Here is an 18,415-nt window from a genome sequence, read left to right as displayed (position 1 = left end):
AGTGTGCAGCGCCGTGCGTTGGACTGGTGTAGAGGGCTGGTTAAATCTCTAGCTTGAAATGCTCCGACAGCGCCTGCCATTGCTGGCGGTTGGTGTCTTGCCCTACGTTGGCTTTGCGCAGCGCCACTTTCTGGGAAAACGGGATTTTCTGGGGTTTCAGGGGTTGGCTGGCGCGGCGCACGGTGGTGCCCTGGTTGGCGCTAATGGCTTTGAACCAAAGGTCGTCGGCTTTGGGGGCCAATTGTTTGAACAGCGCTTCGTCGGTTGCGGCTTGCGGCAGCGCGCCGGGCGGGTAGAGCACGCCGCCGAAGCCGAGCAGCAAGGTATCTGGGTGGTGTTCGCCGGGTTTCTCGTAACGCCATTGTTTGTAGGGTAGCAGGGTGCCCTCGTCGTTACGGCGAATGCGTCGGCAGGCGTGGCTGATAATGTCGGTTGGGTGGGTTTGGTGGTCTTTGTATAACCGGGCGAGGGTTGTTGGGTGGTACATCATGTCGTCGTCGCCGGTGAACAGCAGGCGGTCTGGAAAGTCGGCCAGGGCGTGTACCAGCTTGGTGTGTGGGCCAACGTCTTTTCGAAAGCGGATTTCAAACGGGGCTTTTTGGGTTAGCCGGGTCAGCTTGGCCGGTATTTTCCCTTGCAGCCGTTCGTCTAGCCACAAAATTACCCGTTCAGGGGCTTCTTCTTGCAGCAGCATGCTGTTGATCGCCACGTGCACGAAGCTGAGGCGGGGTTCAATGGTGGTTAGGTTGGCAATCACCGGTAAGCGTTTTTTCACCAGCCGTGGTGTGGCCTTTTCTACGTTGCACAGCCGCAACGTGAGCATGCGCCAGAAGGCCGAGAGGTGTTTGCGCGGTTTCATTCGGTTCGGTCCTTGTGCGGGTGCGGTTTATGCAGATAAAGGGGGTTGCCGTCTATTGTCAGGGTGTCTCCCGGCTGTTCAGGCTTTGGTTGGCCGGCCAGGTCGGTGGCCCGAATTATGTCATCGCTTAGGGTGATCTGACCCTGAGTTAGAGAGTACACCAGGCTGAATCGCTCGAAGTGCCACCAGATAACGCCGTCTTTTTCTTCCCGGCCCTGAAAGGTCTCATTTACCATCATGCGGTGAAAGTGCACCAGCGCTGGCCAGCCGGGGCGCTCGCGCCAGCCGTTTAAGGTGTCTATTAGCCCGAAACCCGGGTGTGCCAGCCGCCACCACCAAATGCGCTCTGTGGTGCCAGAGCACAGGGCGATGAGGGCGTAGCGCACCATGTAGGCGGCGCTGTCGGCTTCGCTCACATGCAAGGCGCTTTCGCGCTTGCCTTTGGGCTGGTAGGCACCGGCCAGGGGGGAGTATTCACCCGTGCCCTGTAGCGGCCAGTTCACTTCGGTGATGTAGAAGCCCTGTTTTTGGTAGTGGCCGGCCATGGCTTTGGCGAGCAAGCATTTTTCGAGGGTGGAAAAGCCATTTTGCTCGTTTTCCGGGGCGCCGCGTCGGTCTACGTACAAGTGGTTGGAAAGCGCATCTACCGGAGTGCCGGCGGCTTCCAACAGGGGCGGGTAGTATTGAAATTCAAAGTCATTCACGGCCGGGCCCAGAAAAACCAGGTTCGGGTAACGGGCTTTCAGGTCGGCAGTGCCCTGCCATAGGCGGTTCATCTCTTCCAGATTCCAGAAACCCCATTTCACCCGGTTGACGGCGTGGCCGATTTCCACGCAATGAATATAAGAGTGCACCAGGGCCAGCGCGTCGGCCATGAAGGCTTCCCAGCGCTCCGGTTGCAACACCGCCTCGCGAGATTGAACCAGCCCGATGGAGACTTCGTGGCCGGCTTCGTGCAGCCGACGTATCGCTTCGCTGGCCTGCGTGAGCCAGGGGCTGGTGCTGGGCTTGGATTCATCGTGTTGCGGTTGGCTTAAGTGGAAGTACAACCGCACGAATACCGGCAAACCGGGCGTTTGTGTCAGTTGCTCCAACTGGCGTTCGACGTGTTCGTCTATCTCCACACACACGCCCAGCCGCTGGTTCATGGCCACCGGGGTTTGATAGGCCGTTTTGCGCAGCGCCTGGTAGCGACGGTACACCGGCCAGGCGGCCTTCAGAACGCTGGTTGCCATAGGCCACAGGTCGGCCTTGCTGCGTTCGCGTTTGCGGTCTTTCACCTGCAGCATCACCGAGGGCTGGCCGGATTTTGCATCCCACAGCCAGCTGTTACGCGGTGAGGGCTGGCCGGTGGAGACCGCCAAGCGTTGCTCCTGCGGGGCGGTTTTTAGCCAGCGCTTTAGGGTGCGCACCGGGTGGCGCCATTTACGGCTGCGTTGGTGCAGTAAAAAACGGTTGTGGTAACGGTTTGCCCAGCGCTGGAATTCAGCCGGTATACCGTTATCTTCAAAATACAGGTGAAAGAAGATGTGCCGGAAGTGAGACGGGATCTTCATGCGTTCCATATCCCGGGCGCGCTGGCGCAGCGTTGGGTTCGGGGTCAGCTTGCCCCGGTTCAGGTCAATAAAGGCCGGGTTTGCCCAGTCGGCCGGGCCTGTGCGCTGCATCAGAATGTTCTGGGGGCCCAGGTCACCGTGCAGAAAGCCGCTGTTGTGCATGGTGCGAATGGCATCGGCCGTGAACCGCAGCAGGAAGATGAAGTCTTCCGCGTAGGGGCGTTCGCGCAGCAGGTAGGTCATTTCCGAGTAGAGGTCGGTCGAATCGGCGATGTAGCGGGTGATCAGGTAGCTCTCAACCAGTCGGTTGCCTTCCCAGCGTTCCATATAGCCTATGGGTTCAGCCACGTCGGCCCCCCGGGCGTACAGATGGGCGCTGTAGGCATGGGCGCGTTGCGCTTTGCTACCGGTGCGCCGGTAAATGGTGGAGCGCAAGGCATCGGGCTGTTTGAAGGCTTTAATGCAAACCGAAACGGCTGAATCCAGCGGGTCATCGAGCCGGTATACGCGGTTGCGCTGGCGGTATAGCAGGTCGGAATCGTTGCTTTGCAGTTCGGTTTGCAGCCCGGCCAGCCAGTGGGTGCCGGTATCGGTCGCGTAGCGTTCCAGTATCTCGCCTTCAAAGCCAGGCAGGGGCAGGTTGGTCAAAGGCGTGTAACGTGGGGGGTGCGTCATGCGTTCTCGGGCCACAAAGCGGGTCAAAAGCGGCCGCGTAGCATAACCGAGAAGCCCGGTTCAGGCAAAAATCAAAGGTGGGAATGGCTGGCGGGTTTGAGTACCATACGCCCGTTTGAATTTAACCGGATACCCACCCTGTAATGCCCGTTCAGAAAACAGGTAAACCCTCACTGATGTCGCGCTGGCGCAGGCTATGGCCGGGTCGGATGCATCGGCCTTCAGCGCGCCTGGCTGCCTGGTTTGACCTGTGGGTTTTAGACCTTGGCTTGCTGCGTGCGCCGGTGAACCGGCCGGTTGAAATTGCCCCCGGGGTTTGGCGCTCTAACCAGCCAACCCCACTGCGGTTAAAATCACTCGCCCGCCGTGGCTTCAAAACGGTGCTTAACCTGCGCGGCGAAGGCCGCAGTGGCGCCTTTCATCTGGAGCAGTACACGGCCGGGCAAATCGGTCTGAACCTGGTCAGTCTGAAACTCAGTTCACGGCGCCCGCCCACGGTTGAACAAGTCGAACAATTGCAGGCGCTGTTTAACGAGGTGCCCAAGCCGCTGTTGTTGCATTGCAAGTCGGGCGCAGACAGGGCCGGGCTGGTTTCGGCCTTGTATCTGATACACACCGGTGTTCCGGCGGCGCAGGCAAAGAAGCAGCTGTCTCTGCGCTTCCTGCATATTAAAAGCGCCGCCACGGGGATGATGGACCGGTTTGTAGAGACCTTTGAGCAAGCCGAAAAAGACCACAACGCCGAATTTACCACCTGGCTTCATTACGAGTACGACCGCACCGCGATGATCCATGCCTTCAACAGCGACCGGAAAAGCAACTGGCTGGTCGATAAGGTACTCCGGCGTGAATGATGCAGCCCGGGAGCCTATCGATGCGCTCGTCACCTGGGTAAACGGGGAAGACCCGGCCCACCGCGCGAAACTCAACGCCTATCTGGAATCGATTGGGCACCGGCCCAAAATCGCCAGTGCCAACCGGTACCGGGAAACCGGTGAGTTTGCGTATTGCATTGCCTCTTTGCTGAAGTTTGCCCCCTGGCTGAGGCGAATACATATTCTTGCCGATGCCCAGGCGCCCGATTTTATGCCCCTGCTGGAACAGTCTGGCTGGGCCGATAAAGTCGTGGTGGTCGACCATACCCAGCTGTTCAAAGGGTATGAGCAGGCGTTACCTACCTTTAATAATCGCTCCATTATGTCGATGCACTGGAATGTCCCCGGCCTGGCAGAGCGGTATGTGTATTTAAACGACGATTTTATGCTGGTAAGGCCGGTGAAGCCGACCTGTTTTTTTCAGGATGGCAAAGCCGTTCTCGCCGGGCAGTGGATGCCGCAACGCCCGGGTGTGGTTTTGCGTGGGCTGACGGGCCTGGCTTCCAACAAGCCGGATAAAAGACCCGGTAACCACCTGGCGCAAGCTTATGCAGCCCGGTTGGCAGGTTTTCGGTTTCGGTATTTTAAAACACCGCACAAGCCACACCCCTTGCTCAAGTCAGTTATGGCTGATTATATGGCGAAGCACCCGCAGCAACTGGCGCATAACATTAAGTTTCCGTTGCGGGATGAATCGCAGTTCTTAGCGGATGCACTGGTTAACCATTTGGCGCTCAAGCAAAGCCTGGCTACGGTGAACAATCGTTTTAAAACGCTACGCTTTAAACCCGGTGATTACCGACAGCCCCGGTTGTCGACATTGTTGTCGAACATCGAGTCGAATCCGTCCATTCTGTATGCGTGTTTCCAAAGCCTCGAAACCATGGATGACGCCTTGCGGACAGATTTTTTTAATTGGCTGGATCAGCGAATGGGTAAACCCGACGATATTTTCCGAACCGGCCCGGCTGGAGTATCTGCATGAAGCTAGGCCCCATTGCACTGGCCGGGCGTGAGCCATTGCTGAACAGCAAAACCCGCTGGGTGTATGAACACCCGGATACGCCAGGCCTGCTCATTAAGGTTCACATGCGCCGGTTTGGGGTTACACCACCAACCGGCCTGAACGGCTGGTTCGAGCGCCGTAAAGATCATTTTCTGTACACCACAGGCATTCTGCGCGAACTGAAGCAGTTTGTAGAATCCCGCTATCAGGGGCCAAACGGGCCTTGTTACCCGGAGATTCAACCGTATATAGAGCCGGTGTTGGGCGTGGTAGAAACCGATATCGGCCTCGGCCTGCTGGTGTCGGCAGCGCGGGATGCCGAAGGCAACCTGGCGCCCTCGGTGTTGCGGCTGCGCCGGCAAGGTGCGATGACGCCTGAGCGATACACCCGGTTAGACCGGTTGCTGCAAGCCTTGCTCGATACCCGCCTGATGATTGGTGACTTGAACCAGGAGAACATCGTACTGAAAAACGCCGGTGAGCCCGATGAGCGCTTCGTATTGATTGACGGGCTCGGCGAGCGCACCTGGATTCCCACCCAGAGCTTGATCAGTTGGGTAAACCGGCGTCGCAAACGCGCCTTTGTGGCAACGATGCGCCAGCGTTTGCAGGGCGACCGAAATGGCTGAATCACGCATACAAAATCGGCTTAAGCAGTGGCGGCGCTACTGGGAAGCACATTTTGATCGGCCGCTGGTGCGGCTGGCGGCCTGGTTGGATGCTATGGTGATCGACCACGGTCTGTTGCGGCCTCTCTGGAACCGGCCCGAGCCGTTTACAGCCGATGCCTGGCGCGGCAACCAGCCCAGTGCCGGCCAGGTACACCGGTTGGCACAGCGGGGTATTCGTACCATTGTCAGTTTGCGAGGGCTGGGGAACATTGGGGCTTCGTTGTTCGAAATTGAAGCGGCAGAAAAAGCGGGTGTAACGCTCATTTCGTTTCGCATGTCATCGCGCGGGGCTCCGCGCCCCGCGCGCGTGAAGGAGCTTATAGAGCTGATGCAGGGCTTCGAAAAGCCGGTGTTGTTTCACTGCAAATCGGGCGCGGACCGCTCTGGCTTTGCCGCCGGGGTTTACCTGCTGGTGACCGGGCAGGGCACGGTTGAAGATGCTAAAGCCCAGCTTTCCTGGCGCTATTTACATTTTAAAGGCGCAAAAACCGGCCTGTTGTATGAGTTCTTCTGCGACTATGAGCGCTATTGTGCGCGAACGCCCATGGCTTTTGAGCAATGGGTCAACGAGGTATACGACCCGGTGCAACTGGAACGGTATTTCAAGCCAGCGGGCTTCACCAGTTGGCTGGTCGATAAGGTGCTAAGACGTGAATGACGGTGTGAGTAACAAGGTGCTTCGGCGTGAATGAATTTGATTTGGAAAAACACCAGGATACGCCCCGCCTGGAATTGGTAAAACGCTTGTGGCGTGGTTATTTGCGCAGCCACATTGGCGTCTTGCTGGTTGCGGCCGTATTGGTGGTGATTGAAGGCAGTGCGCTGGGTTTGCTCAGCTATCTGGTGCAACCGATGTTTGACCAAGTATTTGTGCAAGGCAATGCCGACCAGGTGGTGTGGATTGCCCTGGCGATTTTTATTGTCTTTACGGCGCGGGCGCTCGGTGGTTTTGGCCAACGGGTGATTACGGTAACCGTCGGTCTGCGTGTTGTAACGGGTCTGCAAAAAGACATGCTCAGTCATCTGGTACGGCTGGATTCGGGTTTTTTTGGTACTCATTCACCCGGCGCATTGATTGAGCGGGTAAGAGGTGACACCCAGGCACTGAAGAGCTTTGCGAGTACAGCGCTAATCAACCTCGGGCGGGATTCAATTTCACTGGTCGCCCTGCTGACTGTTGCGATGCTGGTCGACTGGCGCTGGACGTTGTTTGCATTGTTTGGTTTGCCATTGCTGTCGTTTCCCATTGCGTTGTTGCGCCGGTTGATTCTGAAAACCACGCGCAGTTCCCGGGAAGTATCGTCGTTGCTCTCAATGCGCCTCGATGAAATTTTTCACGGTATTAATGCGATTAAACAGAATAATCTGGAAGCCCATGAAGACGGCCGGTTCAAGAAAGAAACCGAGCGTTTTTTCAAGTTCCAGCGTCGCTCTGAAATCGGCAAGGCCGCTATGCCGGCGATGATCGACCTGGTGGCGGGTTTTGGGTTTGTCGCGGTGGTGATTTACGGTGGTTATCAGATTATTGATGGCGAAAAAACCATCGGCGAGTTCATGAGTTTCTTCACCGCCATGGCGTTGATTTTTGACCCACTGCGCCGGCTGAGCAACATCAGCGGTGCCTTTCAGGCGGCCAGTGCCAGCCTTGAACGTATTTTCAGCGTGCTCGATCTGAAACCCAGCATCGTTACACCGCCGAACCCGGTGCCGGTGCCTGCGAATGTGGGCCAGCTGGACATCGTGATGGACCACCTCAACTTCGGCTATGCCGATAAGTCAGTGCTGCACGACCTGAGTTTAATTGCCCCGGCCGGGAAAATGACGGCCCTGGTGGGCGCCTCGGGCGCGGGTAAAACGACTCTGTTTAACTTGTTAACCCGGCTGGTGGATCCGCAATCGGGCACCATTCGGTTGGGCGATGTGCCAATCAACCAGTTAGATCTGATTGAACTGAGGCAGTTGTTTGCGGTGGTGAGTCAGGATTCGGCGTTGTTCGATGAAAGCATCAAGCAGAACATTCTGCTGGGTAAGCTCGATGCCGATATGGACAGCGTCGACAAGGCGGCCAAAGAGGCGCTGGTCGATGAATACACCCGCCAGTTGGAAGCGGGGCTGGATACACTGGCCGGGCCGCGCGGTACGAATCTTTCTGGCGGGCAGCGCCAGCGCGTGGCCATTGCCCGGGCGCTTTTGCGGGACGCTCCGATACTGCTGCTCGACGAAGCCACCTCGGCGCTCGATACCCGTACGGAAAAGCTCATACAGGAAACCCTGGAAGACCTCGCCAAGCGCAAGACCACCCTGGTGATTGCGCACCGGTTAAGCACCGTGATGAATGCCGATTTGATTCATGTGCTGGAAGAGGGGCGGGTGATAGAGAGTGGTACGCACGATGAGTTGCTGGCTAAGCGTGGGGCTTACTTTAATTTGCATTCTACGTTTGAGGCTTGAGTTAGTTAAACCAGAAGGGAGCCCTCTCCCGTGGGACGGGAGAGGGAGCCTTTACCAGTCCTCTCTCCACCCGTGGGGGAGAGAGTTAGAGAGAGGGGGCGGCGTAGCCGTTACAAACGTGCCTTCACCAACCACACGGTCACGCCCAAAAACAATAACGATGGCGCCAGTGCAGCTAATAGGGGCGTTATCCCTACCACCATCAATAAGCTGCCCGTGGTATCCGTCACCAGTTGCACGGCAATGGCCAGTGCCACGCCCTTGAATGCGGCGTCGCCCAGCGTTTTCTGCCTGAAGCTGCCAAACGAAAACACCAGCGCCAGAAACAGCATGGCAATGTACTGCACCGGAAACCAGAGTCGGCTCCAGAAGGTGAGTTCCAGGCGCGGGTCGGGCAGGGCTTGTTCTAGTGAAAAGCGCACCTGAACCCACAGCTGCTGCAGGGTCAGTTCGCGTTCGCGCTGGCTTAGAATGCTGAGCAAGTCGGCATTGAAGTTGGCTGGCTGCCAGTTCAGCGTCTCGAAGTTGCTGTGCTGCACCGAGTCGTCCAGGAAGCTTACCTGTTTCACGTTGTTCAGCTGCCACCCCTGGTCGATGGGGCTGGCTGTGGGGGCGAAGGTGACCATGGCCAGGTTATTGCGGTCGTCCATTTCGAAAATGGTAAGACCGGTGATGTCGCGGTCGGGCGAGACCAGATCGACGTTGATGACCCACTGATTGTCGCGATACCACTGGCCGCTCAGGGTGGGCAGGCTGCGGTCGAGTTTCATGGCCCGGGTGACTTCCGCTTGCAGGCGCAATTGCGGGGCAGCCCATTCGCCGATGAAGTAAACAATGGGTAACAGCATCAGCCCGGGCAGAATCAGCCGCACCACCAGGCCATAGGCACTGCGCGAGGCCAGTTGAATCACCACCAGTTCACTGTTTTTGGCCATGCCAGCTACCGAGAGCAGGGTGCCGAGCAACACCATGGGGCCAATAAACTGGTAGACCTCGAGCGGCAGGCTGTAGAGCCGGTACAAGAAGGCATCGAAGGGGGTGTAGGTTTCGCTGCCGCGCCGGCTGATTTCATCGGCTACACCCATCACCAGCAAGAGCCCGCCAATGGCGAGTACCACGATGGTGATAAACACGGCGGTGCGCTTCAGGATGTAGCGGTTGAGTATAGACAAGCCCATCAGCCAGGCCTCCGTATCACCACAAGCCCTAGCGCTGCCAGCACAATCAGCAACCACCAGGGGCTGGCGATGAGCGGAAGCTGCCCTTTTTCGACGGCCGTTTGCACGGTATCGAGTGAGAAGGTGAAAAGGATGTATAAAATGATACCAAGCGCGATAGCCCCCACCTTGGCTTTGCGGGGTTTTACCCGGGTGAGGCTGACGGCCCACACGGCCAGTACCAGTATCATTCCGGCGGTGAGGGTGCGTTCTATGACCTCACTGCGGTTGGTCTGGCTGCCGTTCTGCCACAGTGCATCGGAGCCGATGGCCTCTCGCGGGCTGCTGCGCGAGCCGGATTCATCGGTGGGAATGTACAGCGCATAGCTTTGGTAATTGATGCGTTCGGTCTCGTCCGGGTCGAGGCTAAACACGATTTGTCGGCCGGAAAACAGGGTTAAATACTGGCGCTGGTCTTCAAGCTGAATGCGCGCCGAGGGCGCGGTGTTAACGGAGATGCGGTCGCCATCAACCTGGGCCACAAAGAGATTGAGCAGGGATTCCTGCGCCGGGTTGGAAGACCGGGCATACAGGGTGGCATCGCGCTGGTTCAGGGAGAAAAACTCACCGGGGGAAACAATGTCGGTCAGCGGGCGGTTCTGTTGGCTGAACAGGTAGTCGGAAAGGCCCCGTTCGGCCATGGGCGTAATAAGATGCGTAAAGGCCAGCATGATCACCATGGCCGGTAGGGCGGTGTAGGCCAGTACTTTGGTCAGTATGCCGGTATCGGAGACGCCGATGGCATGCAACACGGTGCGTTCGGAATCTTCGCTAAGCCGGTTCAGGGTGGTCAGAGCGGCAAGAAAATACGCTGCGGGCAACAGTTCGGGCAGCAGTATGGGCAATTGAAAGCCGATGATGGCGACAATGGCCCAATCGGAATATTGGCCGGATACAACGCGGCCGAGCGTTTCACTCATTTCCCCGGCGATGAGCAACGCCATCAGAATGGCGGTGATCAGCGCAAAGGGCTTGATGATTTCTCGGCAGATGTACCAGGTGAACAATGTTGAATCCGAATGTGACGAGCTGGCCCGCAGTATAGCGGGTTAGGGGGCGTCACCCAATAAGCGACGCAACCCCGATTTTAATCTTCTTTTCTGGACCGAATCGCCATGCGGATCAGCGCGATGAACAGGGCGGCAAAACCGGCCAGTACCGTGGCGGCAATGGCGATCAGCGGCCGGTTCGGTTTTTCGGCATTGCTCGGGATGCGCGCAGCGGCGTCTTCATCGAGCAGGGTAACGTCGCTGAGGGCAAAGGTCTGGTTGCTCAGCGCCCGAATCTCGCCCTGCAACTGGCTGGGTGTGGTGGTAATGACCATTTGGTTGCCGTTCAAATCGAATACGGTTTCTTCAACGCCTTCGAGGAACAATTCGGCCGCGCCATCGGCCGAGAGGCTCTCTAGCTGCGCGGTCAGAAAACGGCTGCCGTTGAGAAAGAGTTCATCGTTGGCCAACTGGTTGATCATCTGTACCTGGCCGTCGCCCAGTACCAGGGCTTCCCAGCTGGTGGGTTCTTCCAGGCCCAGTGAATTGGCGATGCTCAACGCTTGTTGCACACGCCGGCGTTCGCGCGCCAGGCTGGCTTCCGCGCCGGCCAGTAGCTGGTCGTATTGGGACTGGGCGCTTTCAATGCGAATGGCTTTGGTGGCGTTAATATTGCCAATGGCTTCGCGTAACGTGCGTTGCTCGGCCAGTACCAATAGCTCATCAATAAAAGTCTTGGCCCGGCGTGGCTCACTGCTCAGCAAATTGACAGACAGGCTGTTCAGCGGGGTTTTTTCGTCGGCTCCCAGTTGGTAAAACTCGTAGCGTACCGGGCCGACAGAGAGGGCGTTGGCGACGTTCTGAATCTGGGAAAACGCTTCTTCGTCTGAAAGAGAATCGAGATCCTGGTCGCCGCCCAGGTCCGCTTGGCTGTAAGCCTGCTCTATAAGGCTGAGTGAGCGTATGTTGAGCAGAAAGCGTTCAGACAGTTCATCGAGCGTGAGTGGGGCTATCTGTTGTGCCAGCAGAGGTTGCACAGCCCCGCGAGAGGGTTGGTTGATGATGGCTTCAACCCGGTACTGCTTGGGCAGTAACAGTGCAACGGCAACGCCAATGACCGCGCCGAGTACCGTTATGCCGACAATCAGCGGCCACTGGGCAATGAGCCCGCGCAGCAATTCACCCAGGTCTATTGTGTCGTCTTCGATATAGCGCGGCGCTGTGTGGTGCGGGTCTGATGAACTCATGAATTCCCTCTGTACTGCGTGGTAATGACGACTGGCCTTAGAGATGGTTGACCGCCGTTCTAGCTATTGGCTGGCATGGGACGACGGGCGCTGAATTGCCACACAAATGCCTAACCGCCGCAGTATACGGGACGCCAGAGACGGAGCCAAGCAGGCTGGGCCAGGCTGCTGCCGGAGGTAGCCCGGCGCTGGCAAAAACCGATTTTAAAAAAGACTGCAAGGAGGGCCTTTTGCAACCTATAATCGGGGCACATCTAAAACGGAGCACCTCATGACTGAACTGACCTGTTTTGGCGCTTATGACATCCGCGGTGAGCTGGGTGTCGAGCTGAATACGGACATTGCCTACAGGATTGGACGGGCCTTTGCAGCCTACCTGAAACCCAAGACCGTGGTCGTCGGGGGCGATGTTCGCCAGACGTCTCCGGAGCTGAAGCAAGCCTTTGCCGACGGCGTGCTGGATTTCGGGGCCGATGTGATCGACATCGGGCTGTGCGGCACCGAAGAGGTGTATTTTGCCACCAAGCACCTCCAGGCCGAGGGTGGGTGCATGGTGACGGCCAGTCACAACCCCATCAATTACAACGGCATGAAGATGGTGCGCGAGGAATCCAAACCGATTTCCCGGGACACCGGCCTCGACGACATTCGCAAAATGGCCGAAACCGGTGAGTATGGCGATAAAGCCGCCAAGCGCGGCACGCTCACCGAACACGACAACAGCCAGGCCTATACCGAGCATCTGATCGGTTACCTTGATCTCAGCGACCTGCGCCCGACCAAGCTGGTCACCAATGCCGGTAACGGCGCAGCAGGCCCCTCGCTCGACCGCCTGGAAGCCGCCCTGAAAGCCAGTGGCGCGCCGATTGAGCTGATTAAGATCAACAACGAGCCCGATGGCACCTTCCCAAACGGCATTCCCAACCCGCTGCTGCACGAACAGCAGCCGGTGACCAGCAAAGCGGTTAAAGAACACGGGGCCGACATGGGCATCGCCTGGGATGGCGATTTTGACCGCTGTTTCCTGTGGGATAACGAAGGCCAGTTCATTGAAGGCTATTACATTGTGGGTTTGCTGGCCGAGGCCTTTCTGGTCAAACAGCCGGGCTCCAAGGTGGTCTATGACCCGCGATTGACCTGGAACACCGTCGAAATCGTCGAAGCCAATGGTGGCGAGGCCATCATGTGCAAATCGGGCCATGCCTTCATTAAAGAGAAGATGCGCAAGGAAGATGCCGTCTACGGCGGCGAGATGAGCGCTCATCACTACTTCCGCGACTTCGCCTATGCCGACTCGGGCATGATTCCCTGGTTGTTGGTGGTCGATTTGCTGAGCAAGAAGAAGACCTCGCTGAAAGCGCTGGTCAGCGAGCGGATGGCGAAGTTCCCGTCACCGGGCGAGATCAACAGTAAAGTCGCTGATGCCGATGAAACCATGACCCGGGTCTACGATGCCTACAAAGCCGACGCCATTGAAGAAGACCGCATCGATGGCCTGTCGCTGGAGTTCACCGATTGGCGCTTCAACCTGCGCAAATCGAATACTGAACCGGTCATTCGCCTGAACGTCGAAACCCGGGGTGACAAAGCCCTGATGGAAGAGAAGACTCAGGAGCTGCTGGCGCTGATTCGCCAGTAGGGCACCTGCCCGGAGAACGAGGACACCTTGTCTGAAAACGTTTTCAGTGGTAGGTTTTCCGGGATTGCTTCTTCTTAAAACCACGCAATGGAGTTTGCTATGACTGTTTTGGTGACCGGCGGTGCCGGGTACATTGGCAGCCACACCTGCATAGAATTGATACAAGCTGGGCACACCGTGCTGGTGCTCGATAACCTGGTGAACAGTTCGCCGGAATCGCTGCGCCGGGTTGAGGCCATCGTGCAGCAACCGGTCGATTTCGTGGAAGGTGACATTCGTGATACCGCCTTGCTCGACCGGGTGTTCAGCGAACACGATATCGACGCCGTGGTGCATTTTGCCGGCCTGAAAGCCGTGGGCGAGAGCACCGCGAAACCACTCGACTACTACGACAACAACGTTTACGGCACGCTGTGCCTGCTGCAGGTGATGAAACGCCACGGCTGTAAGAACCTGGTGTTCAGTTCATCGGCCACGGTGTATGGCGACCCGCATACGGTGCCGATTCAGGAGCACTTTCCGCTCAGTGCGACCAACCCCTATGGCCGCTCCAAACTGATGATCGAAGACATTCTGCGTGACCTGCATGCCTCCGACCCGGAATGGCAGGTGGCACTGTTGCGGTATTTTAACCCGGTTGGGGCGCACGAAAGCGGCACTATCGGCGAAGACCCGAACGGCATTCCCAATAACCTGATGCCCTTTATTACCCAGGTCGCCATTGGCAAGCGCGAAGCGTTGTCGGTCTTCGGGAGCGATTACAACACGCCCGATGGCACCGGCGTGCGCGACTACATTCACGTGGTCGACTTGGCCAAAGGCCACGTTAAAGCCATCGAGAAGCTGAACAGTAAGCCCGGTTGTGTGGCCTATAATCTGGGCACCGGGGTGGGTTACAGCGTGCTCGATATGGTGAAAGCCCTGGAAAAAGCCTCGGGCTGCAAAGTGCCCTACAAGCTGGTCGACCGCCGCCCCGGCGACATTGCCTGCTGCTACGCTGACCCGGCCCATGCCGAGCAAGAATTGGACTGGCGCGCCGAGCGGGGCCTGGAAGCCATGATGGCCGACTCCTGGCGCTGGCAAAGCCAGAACCCTGAGGGTTACCAGCGGTAGTGAAGGACTACGTTAATTTCGACCCTCTGGCAGAGCGGTTTTCAAAAAACATCTACGGCAGCTTGAAAGGCCGCATTCGTCAGACTCTGCTGGAAACCCTCTATCCGAAGTATGTGCCCGAGTTGCAACAACCGGGCTTGAGCGTGCTCGATGCGGGTGGGGGCCTCGGGCAAATGACGCTGTGGCTGCTGGGCATGGGACACCGGGTCGAGTATTTTGACGTGGCGGGTGATCTGGTCGCTCAGGTAAAGCAGGACGCGTCCGAGTGGATTGCCAGTGGGCAGTGCCAGGCAAACCAGGCGTCGGTATTTGATTTTGAATCTGCCCCTAACCGGGATCTGGTGATCGTGCACGCCGTGCTGGAATGGCTGGAGCAGCCACAGGCTGCACTGGACAAAGCCATGAGCTGGGTTGCGCCGGGCGGCGTGATCGGTGTGATGGTCTACAACCGCCACATGCTTGAGCTGCGCAACCTGATGCGCGGTACCCTCGACAAAGTCAAAACCGGTCAACTGCAAGGCCTGGCCGGCGGATTGACCCCAATAACTCCCCTAAGCCCGGAACCCGTGCGCCAACAACTGGTGGACAGCGGCTTTGACATTCTCACCCAGGCGGGCATTCGTACCTTTACCGATTTAACCGAACCGACGGTGCTGAGCTGGTACACCGACGATGACATCATCGAGATGGAGCAGCGCCTCTGCGAGCAAGCGCCTTATCGGGATCTGGGGCGGTATGTGTTGTTGCTGGCGAGGAAAAAATAGCGGCTGCGCCCGCCCCCTCTCTCTAACTCTCTTCCCCGGAGGTGGAGAGAGGACAGGTACTGCTCCCTATCCCGTTCCACAGGTGAGGGCTGTGGAGAGGGTGCGCTTCTCTCTTTCTCAAGCGATGTTAACCACCTTGTGCGACTGCAACGTCAGCCGCCACTCGGGGTGTGCCCGGCAATAGGCGATGGCGGCCTGGGTGCTGGTTTCCCGGGCGGGGTGCAGTGTTTCGATGTCGAAGGGGTTAAGCGGGCTCAGGTAACGAACCCCGGCTTCGATGTGCGCAAACCGTTCTGGCGGCGCGTCCGGCTGCGGGTATACCAGCTTCAGTTCATCGCACCGTTCTATGATTACGTCACTGCGCCCCTTGGGGCTGATGCATACCCAATCGAGATTGGCCGGCAGTGGACGGGTGCCGTTCGATTCTACGGCGCACTCGAAGCCGCGCTGGTGCAGCGCGTCGATCAGCGCTTCAGTCAGTTGCAGGGCGGGTTCGCCGCCGGTGAATACCACGTAGGGTTTTGCCCGCTGGTCTGTTGCGGGCGTGGTGGTTGGCCAGAGCGCGGCTATGGCGTCAGCCAGGTCGGTTTCGGTGGCGAATTTGCCACCGCCTTCGCCATCGGTGCCAATGAAGTCGGTATCGCAGAAGGTGCAGATGCTGGTGGCGCGGTCTGATTCGCGGCCACTCCAGAGGTTGCAGCCGGTAAAGCGACAGAATACCGAGGCGCGGCCGGTGTGGGCGCCTTCGCCCTGCAGGGTGTAGAACATTTCTTTAACGGAGTAGGTCACGGGGTTTTGAATCTCAAAAATCGGGGTGAAAAAGCGGCCTGTTCACTGGCCGTGCTATCGGCAGGTTAAGGCGCGGCAGCGGCGGCCTGGGTGTTGTTGTCTTGCAGCATGCTCATGAAATCGTCGGTGTTCAGCGGGGCGGAGAACAAATAGCCCTGGTAGCGAAGACACCCAATCGACTCCAGAAACGCCAGTTGCTCCTCGGTTTCTACGCCTTCGGCGATGGTTTTGAGGTTCAGGTGTTGAGCCATGGCGAGAATGGTTTCGACAATAGCGGCGTCGTTGCTGTCGGTGGTGAGGTCGCGCACGAACGACTGGTCGACTTTAAGCACATCGAGCGGCAGGCGTTTCAGGTAGCTCAGGCTCGAATAGCCGGTGCCGAAATCGTCGATTGAAAACGAGACGCCGTACTGGCGAATTTCGTTCATCCGCACGATGGTTTCTTCCACTTCGTTGATCACCATGCCTTCGGTGATTTCCAGGTCGATGCAGCGGGCCGGAATGTCGTATTGCTTAATGGCCTGTTTTACCTGAGTAAAAAACTCCGGCTGGGAAAACTGTTGTGGGCTGACGTTGATGCCGAGCACCTGGTTTTCGTGCCAGAGGCCGGCGTCCATCCAGCGGCGCACCGTGGCGCAGGCTTCATCGAGCGCCCATTCGCCGACCTTGACGATCAGGCCCATGTTTTCCAGCACCGGAATGAACTCAACCGGAGACACAGTACCCCGGGTCGGGTGCTGCCAGCGCATCAGGGCTTCGGCGCCGAGGATACTGTTGTCGCGCACATCGACCTGGGGCTGGAAGGTCAGGTAGAACTCGCGGCGTTCTACTGCCAGACGCAGGTCTTTCTCCATGCTCAACCGGAAGGCGGTGGCTTCGGCCATGGCTTGTTCGAACTGGATGGCGTTGTCTTTGCCGTGAGCCTTGGCCTGGTACATGGCGGTGTCGGCATTGCGCAGCAGGTCTGAGGCGCTGGTGGAGCCCTCCGGATAGAGAGCGATGCCCAGGCTGGCCGTAACCGTCAGTTGCTGTCCGCCAATGAAAAACGGCTCGGCCAGGGCTTTGCGCAGCCGTTCGGCGCGCTGGTAGGCCAGAATGCCGACCTCGCTGCGATCGTTGCCCAGGTCGGCCATGCAGATCACGAATTCGTCGCCGCCGAGGCGCGACACTGTGTCTTCGTTTCGCACCGCATCCATTAACCGGGAGGCGGCTTCACGCAGCAGCGAATCGCCGGCACTGTGGCCCATGGAATCGTTGATGTTCTTAAAGTTATCGAGGTCGATAAACACCAGGGCGCCAAACTGGCCGGAACGCTCGGCCCGGCGCAGCGACTGACCAAGCCGGTCGAGAAATAGATGCCGGTTGGGTAAATCGGTCAACGGGTCGTGATAGGCCATGTGCTGCATGCGCGACTGATTGCGTTTGCGTTCGGTAATGTCGACACCGACCGAGAGAATGGCGGGCTCACTGCGAAATTCGATGGGCAGAATGCGCAGTTCCAGTGCGGTCAGTGTGCCGTTGCTGTTGACCCAATCGAGTTCGGGAATGAACAGGCTGTTCTGATCGGTCATCACCTGTTCGTCGGCTTCTATAATCAATTGCCGGGACTTTTCATCGTATTCATCGAGAATTTGGCTGTGGTGCTGCCCGGTCAGTTCATCGACAGTGGTCTGGAAGGCGCGGGCAAAGGCTTCGTTCACCAGCGCCAGTTCACCCTGGCGGTTTTTTACGTAGATGAGGTGGGGCAGGTTGTCGATGAGCCGGCGCATGTTGGCGTAAGATTCCTCGACTTCGTGCTTGGCCAGCGTTTTGTCGGTGATCAGCCGTTCCGCGTTGCTCAGGTAATGGTTGATGTGGGCGGTCAGTTGGCCGAGTTCGTCGCGTTCGTGGCCTCTGGGCGGGTTTAGCCGCTGCCCATTGGGGTTTTCGGCATCGATGCTGTCGAGTGAGCTGGACATCATGTTGATCGGCTTGGTGACCAGCCGGTAGAAGACGATGAGGAACAGCAGAATCAGAATGAAGTTTTTAACCACCCCGAGCAAAAAGGTCGAAAACGCCCGGTCGGCGAAGCTCTGGTAGGCCAGCACGGTGTCGATCTCCATGCGCAGCAGGCCATAGACATCGCTGCCCAGCGCATTGGTTTCCAGTCGGGTTTCCAGGGTTTGCACCGGCCGGGTAATGAAACGTTCGTACCAGTGCTGCTGGCGCTGGTCTTGCTCGGCAGAGCGTTCGGCGAGGGGCGAGCCGAGCTCGTCGATAATGGCGACATAGGTGACAAAGTCGTACACGAACATGCCATTGGCCACTTCGCTGGCCAGGTTGTAGTCGAGCGTGTGCACGGCGCGAGAGGCGGCAAAGCGAGAGGCGTCCATTACCCGTTCAATGGAGGCGTCGAGTGAGTTTCGTTCCACGCGAAAGTCGTTATAGACCTGATAACCGGAGCTGACCAGACTGACGAGCAGCGCCAAAATAACACCACTGCGGGAGAGCCGAAACGACAGGCGATGTAAAAATCTTGGTTTGAAAACCTGTGAAGACATCCGCTGCACGCCACCATAGGGCCG

General features: G+C 58.0%; 15 protein-coding genes. 8 read left to right on the top strand and 7 right to left on the bottom strand.

The features are described from left to right. Positions 1 to 40: 40 nt before the first annotated feature. Together ABJT94_RS12055 and ABJT94_RS12050 are read right to left on the bottom strand one after the other, a co-directional pair. Positions 41 to 859 (bottom strand): hypothetical protein, encoded by an 819-nt coding sequence (locus ABJT94_RS12055; RefSeq protein WP_348475040.1) that lies wholly within the window; start codon positions 857 to 859, stop codon positions 41 to 43. Next, entirely contained in the window at positions 856 to 3,090 is a 2,235-nt protein-coding gene (locus ABJT94_RS12050) for a lipopolysaccharide kinase InaA family protein (protein WP_348475041.1), read from the bottom strand. Before ABJT94_RS12050 ends, ABJT94_RS12055 begins: the two co-directional genes overlap by 4 nt. 143 nt (positions 3,091 to 3,233) lie before the next feature. On the opposite strand from ABJT94_RS12050, the gene ABJT94_RS12045 reads away from it, so the two are divergent. The 5 genes from ABJT94_RS12045 to ABJT94_RS12025 are packed head-to-tail and all read left to right on the top strand — an operon-like array spanning position 3,234 to position 8,093. Then, complete coding sequence (locus ABJT94_RS12045) at positions 3,234 to 3,944, top strand: sulfur transferase domain-containing protein (RefSeq protein ID WP_348475042.1); 711 nt, start codon at positions 3,234 to 3,236, stop codon at positions 3,942 to 3,944. Continuing rightward, complete coding sequence (locus ABJT94_RS12040; RefSeq protein ID WP_348475043.1) at positions 3,937 to 4,950, top strand: Stealth CR1 domain-containing protein; 1,014 nt, start codon at positions 3,937 to 3,939, stop codon at positions 4,948 to 4,950. The genes ABJT94_RS12045 and ABJT94_RS12040 overlap by 8 nt, the downstream gene beginning before the upstream one ends. Next, positions 4,947 to 5,600, top strand: coding sequence for a YrbL family protein (locus ABJT94_RS12035; RefSeq protein ID WP_348475044.1), 654 nt, complete (start codon positions 4,947 to 4,949; stop codon positions 5,598 to 5,600). The genes ABJT94_RS12040 and ABJT94_RS12035 overlap by 4 nt, the downstream gene beginning before the upstream one ends. After that, the gene (locus ABJT94_RS12030) at positions 5,593 to 6,300 is read left to right on the top strand and encodes a tyrosine-protein phosphatase (protein WP_348475045.1); all 708 of its coding nucleotides are present in this window, start codon (positions 5,593 to 5,595) and stop codon (positions 6,298 to 6,300) included. Before ABJT94_RS12035 ends, ABJT94_RS12030 begins: the two co-directional genes overlap by 8 nt. A gap of 26 nt (positions 6,301 to 6,326) precedes the next feature. Continuing rightward, positions 6,327 to 8,093 carry an ABC transporter ATP-binding protein gene (locus ABJT94_RS12025; RefSeq protein WP_348475046.1) on the top strand — a complete coding sequence of 589 codons (1,767 nt, stop codon included), beginning with the start codon at positions 6,327 to 6,329 and terminating at the stop codon, positions 8,091 to 8,093. Positions 8,094 to 8,203: 110 nt separating this feature from the next. Here the strand turns inward: ABJT94_RS12025 and lptG are convergent, their stop codons facing one another. The 3 genes from lptG to ABJT94_RS12010 all read right to left on the bottom strand — a co-directional run bounded on the left by lptG (position 8,204) and on the right by ABJT94_RS12010 (position 11,546). After that, positions 8,204 to 9,271 carry an LPS export ABC transporter permease LptG gene (gene lptG / locus ABJT94_RS12020; protein WP_348475047.1) on the bottom strand — a complete coding sequence of 356 codons (1,068 nt, stop codon included), beginning with the start codon at positions 9,269 to 9,271 and terminating at the stop codon, positions 8,204 to 8,206. Then, positions 9,271 to 10,317: an LPS export ABC transporter permease LptF gene (gene lptF, locus ABJT94_RS12015; protein WP_348475048.1), complete on the bottom strand. Its 1,047-nt coding sequence runs from the start codon at positions 10,315 to 10,317 to the stop codon at positions 9,271 to 9,273. Before lptF ends, lptG begins: the two co-directional genes overlap by 1 nt. An 80-nt stretch (positions 10,318 to 10,397) precedes the next feature. Further along, entirely contained in the window at positions 10,398 to 11,546 is a 1,149-nt protein-coding gene (locus ABJT94_RS12010; RefSeq protein WP_348475049.1) for a Wzz/FepE/Etk N-terminal domain-containing protein, read from the bottom strand. A gap of 271 nt (positions 11,547 to 11,817) precedes the next feature. Here ABJT94_RS12010 and ABJT94_RS12005 point away from each other — a divergent pair, with 271 nt between their 5' ends. The 3 genes from ABJT94_RS12005 (at position 11,818) to ABJT94_RS11995 (ending at position 15,062) form a co-directional block, all read left to right on the top strand. Continuing rightward, on the top strand, positions 11,818 to 13,185 hold the full coding sequence (locus ABJT94_RS12005; RefSeq protein WP_348475050.1) for a phosphomannomutase CpsG: 1,368 nt from the start codon (positions 11,818 to 11,820) through the stop codon (positions 13,183 to 13,185). Between the two features lie 99 nt (positions 13,186 to 13,284). Continuing rightward, the gene (galE, locus tag ABJT94_RS12000) at positions 13,285 to 14,298 is read left to right on the top strand and encodes a UDP-glucose 4-epimerase GalE (RefSeq protein WP_348475051.1); all 1,014 of its coding nucleotides are present in this window, start codon (positions 13,285 to 13,287) and stop codon (positions 14,296 to 14,298) included. Next, positions 14,298 to 15,062, top strand: coding sequence for a methyltransferase domain-containing protein (locus tag ABJT94_RS11995; RefSeq protein WP_348475052.1), 765 nt, complete (start codon positions 14,298 to 14,300; stop codon positions 15,060 to 15,062). The genes galE and ABJT94_RS11995 overlap by 1 nt, the downstream gene beginning before the upstream one ends. Before the next feature lie 117 nt (positions 15,063 to 15,179). Here ABJT94_RS11995 and queE read toward each other — a convergent pair whose 3' ends face one another. Together queE and ABJT94_RS11985 are read right to left on the bottom strand one after the other, a co-directional pair. Then, a complete protein-coding gene (queE, locus tag ABJT94_RS11990) occupies positions 15,180 to 15,851 on the bottom strand; it encodes a 7-carboxy-7-deazaguanine synthase (RefSeq protein WP_348475053.1) in 672 nt (223 codons plus the stop codon). A 65-nt stretch (positions 15,852 to 15,916) separates the two neighbouring features. Continuing rightward, positions 15,917 to 18,391, bottom strand: a complete 2,475-nt coding sequence (locus tag ABJT94_RS11985) for an EAL domain-containing protein (RefSeq protein WP_348475054.1) — start codon at positions 18,389 to 18,391, stop codon at positions 15,917 to 15,919. Positions 18,392 to 18,415: the final 24 nt, after the last annotated feature.

This window comes from Saccharospirillum sp., assembly GCF_039982735.1.
Lineage (GTDB): Bacteria > Pseudomonadota > Gammaproteobacteria > Pseudomonadales > Natronospirillaceae > Saccharospirillum.
This window is presented reverse-complemented; position numbering and strand designations above follow the sequence as displayed.

What these genes read in the sequence shown, in the direction of transcription:
- ABJT94_RS12045 (WP_348475042.1), top strand. Translation starts at nt 3,234, where the DNA reads ATGCCCGTTCAGAAAACAGGTAAACCCTCACTGATGTCGCGCTGGCGC.
- ABJT94_RS12035 (WP_348475044.1), top strand. Translation starts at nt 4,947, where the DNA reads ATGAAGCTAGGCCCCATTGCACTGGCCGGGCGTGAGCCATTGCTGAAC.
- lptG (WP_348475047.1), bottom strand. Translation starts at nt 9,271, where the DNA reads ATGGGCTTGTCTATACTCAACCGCTACATCCTGAAGCGCACCGCCGTG.
- ABJT94_RS12055 (WP_348475040.1), bottom strand. Translation starts at nt 859, where the DNA reads ATGAAACCGCGCAAACACCTCTCGGCCTTCTGGCGCATGCTCACGTTG.
- ABJT94_RS12050 (WP_348475041.1), bottom strand. Translation starts at nt 3,090, where the DNA reads ATGACGCACCCCCCACGTTACACGCCTTTGACCAACCTGCCCCTGCCT.
- ABJT94_RS12005 (WP_348475050.1), top strand. Translation starts at nt 11,818, where the DNA reads ATGACTGAACTGACCTGTTTTGGCGCTTATGACATCCGCGGTGAGCTG.
- ABJT94_RS12030 (WP_348475045.1), top strand. Translation starts at nt 5,593, where the DNA reads ATGGCTGAATCACGCATACAAAATCGGCTTAAGCAGTGGCGGCGCTAC.
- galE (WP_348475051.1), top strand. Translation starts at nt 13,285, where the DNA reads ATGACTGTTTTGGTGACCGGCGGTGCCGGGTACATTGGCAGCCACACC.
- ABJT94_RS12010 (WP_348475049.1), bottom strand. Translation starts at nt 11,546, where the DNA reads ATGAGTTCATCAGACCCGCACCACACAGCGCCGCGCTATATCGAAGAC.
- ABJT94_RS11985 (WP_348475054.1), bottom strand. Translation starts at nt 18,391, where the DNA reads ATGTCTTCACAGGTTTTCAAACCAAGATTTTTACATCGCCTGTCGTTT.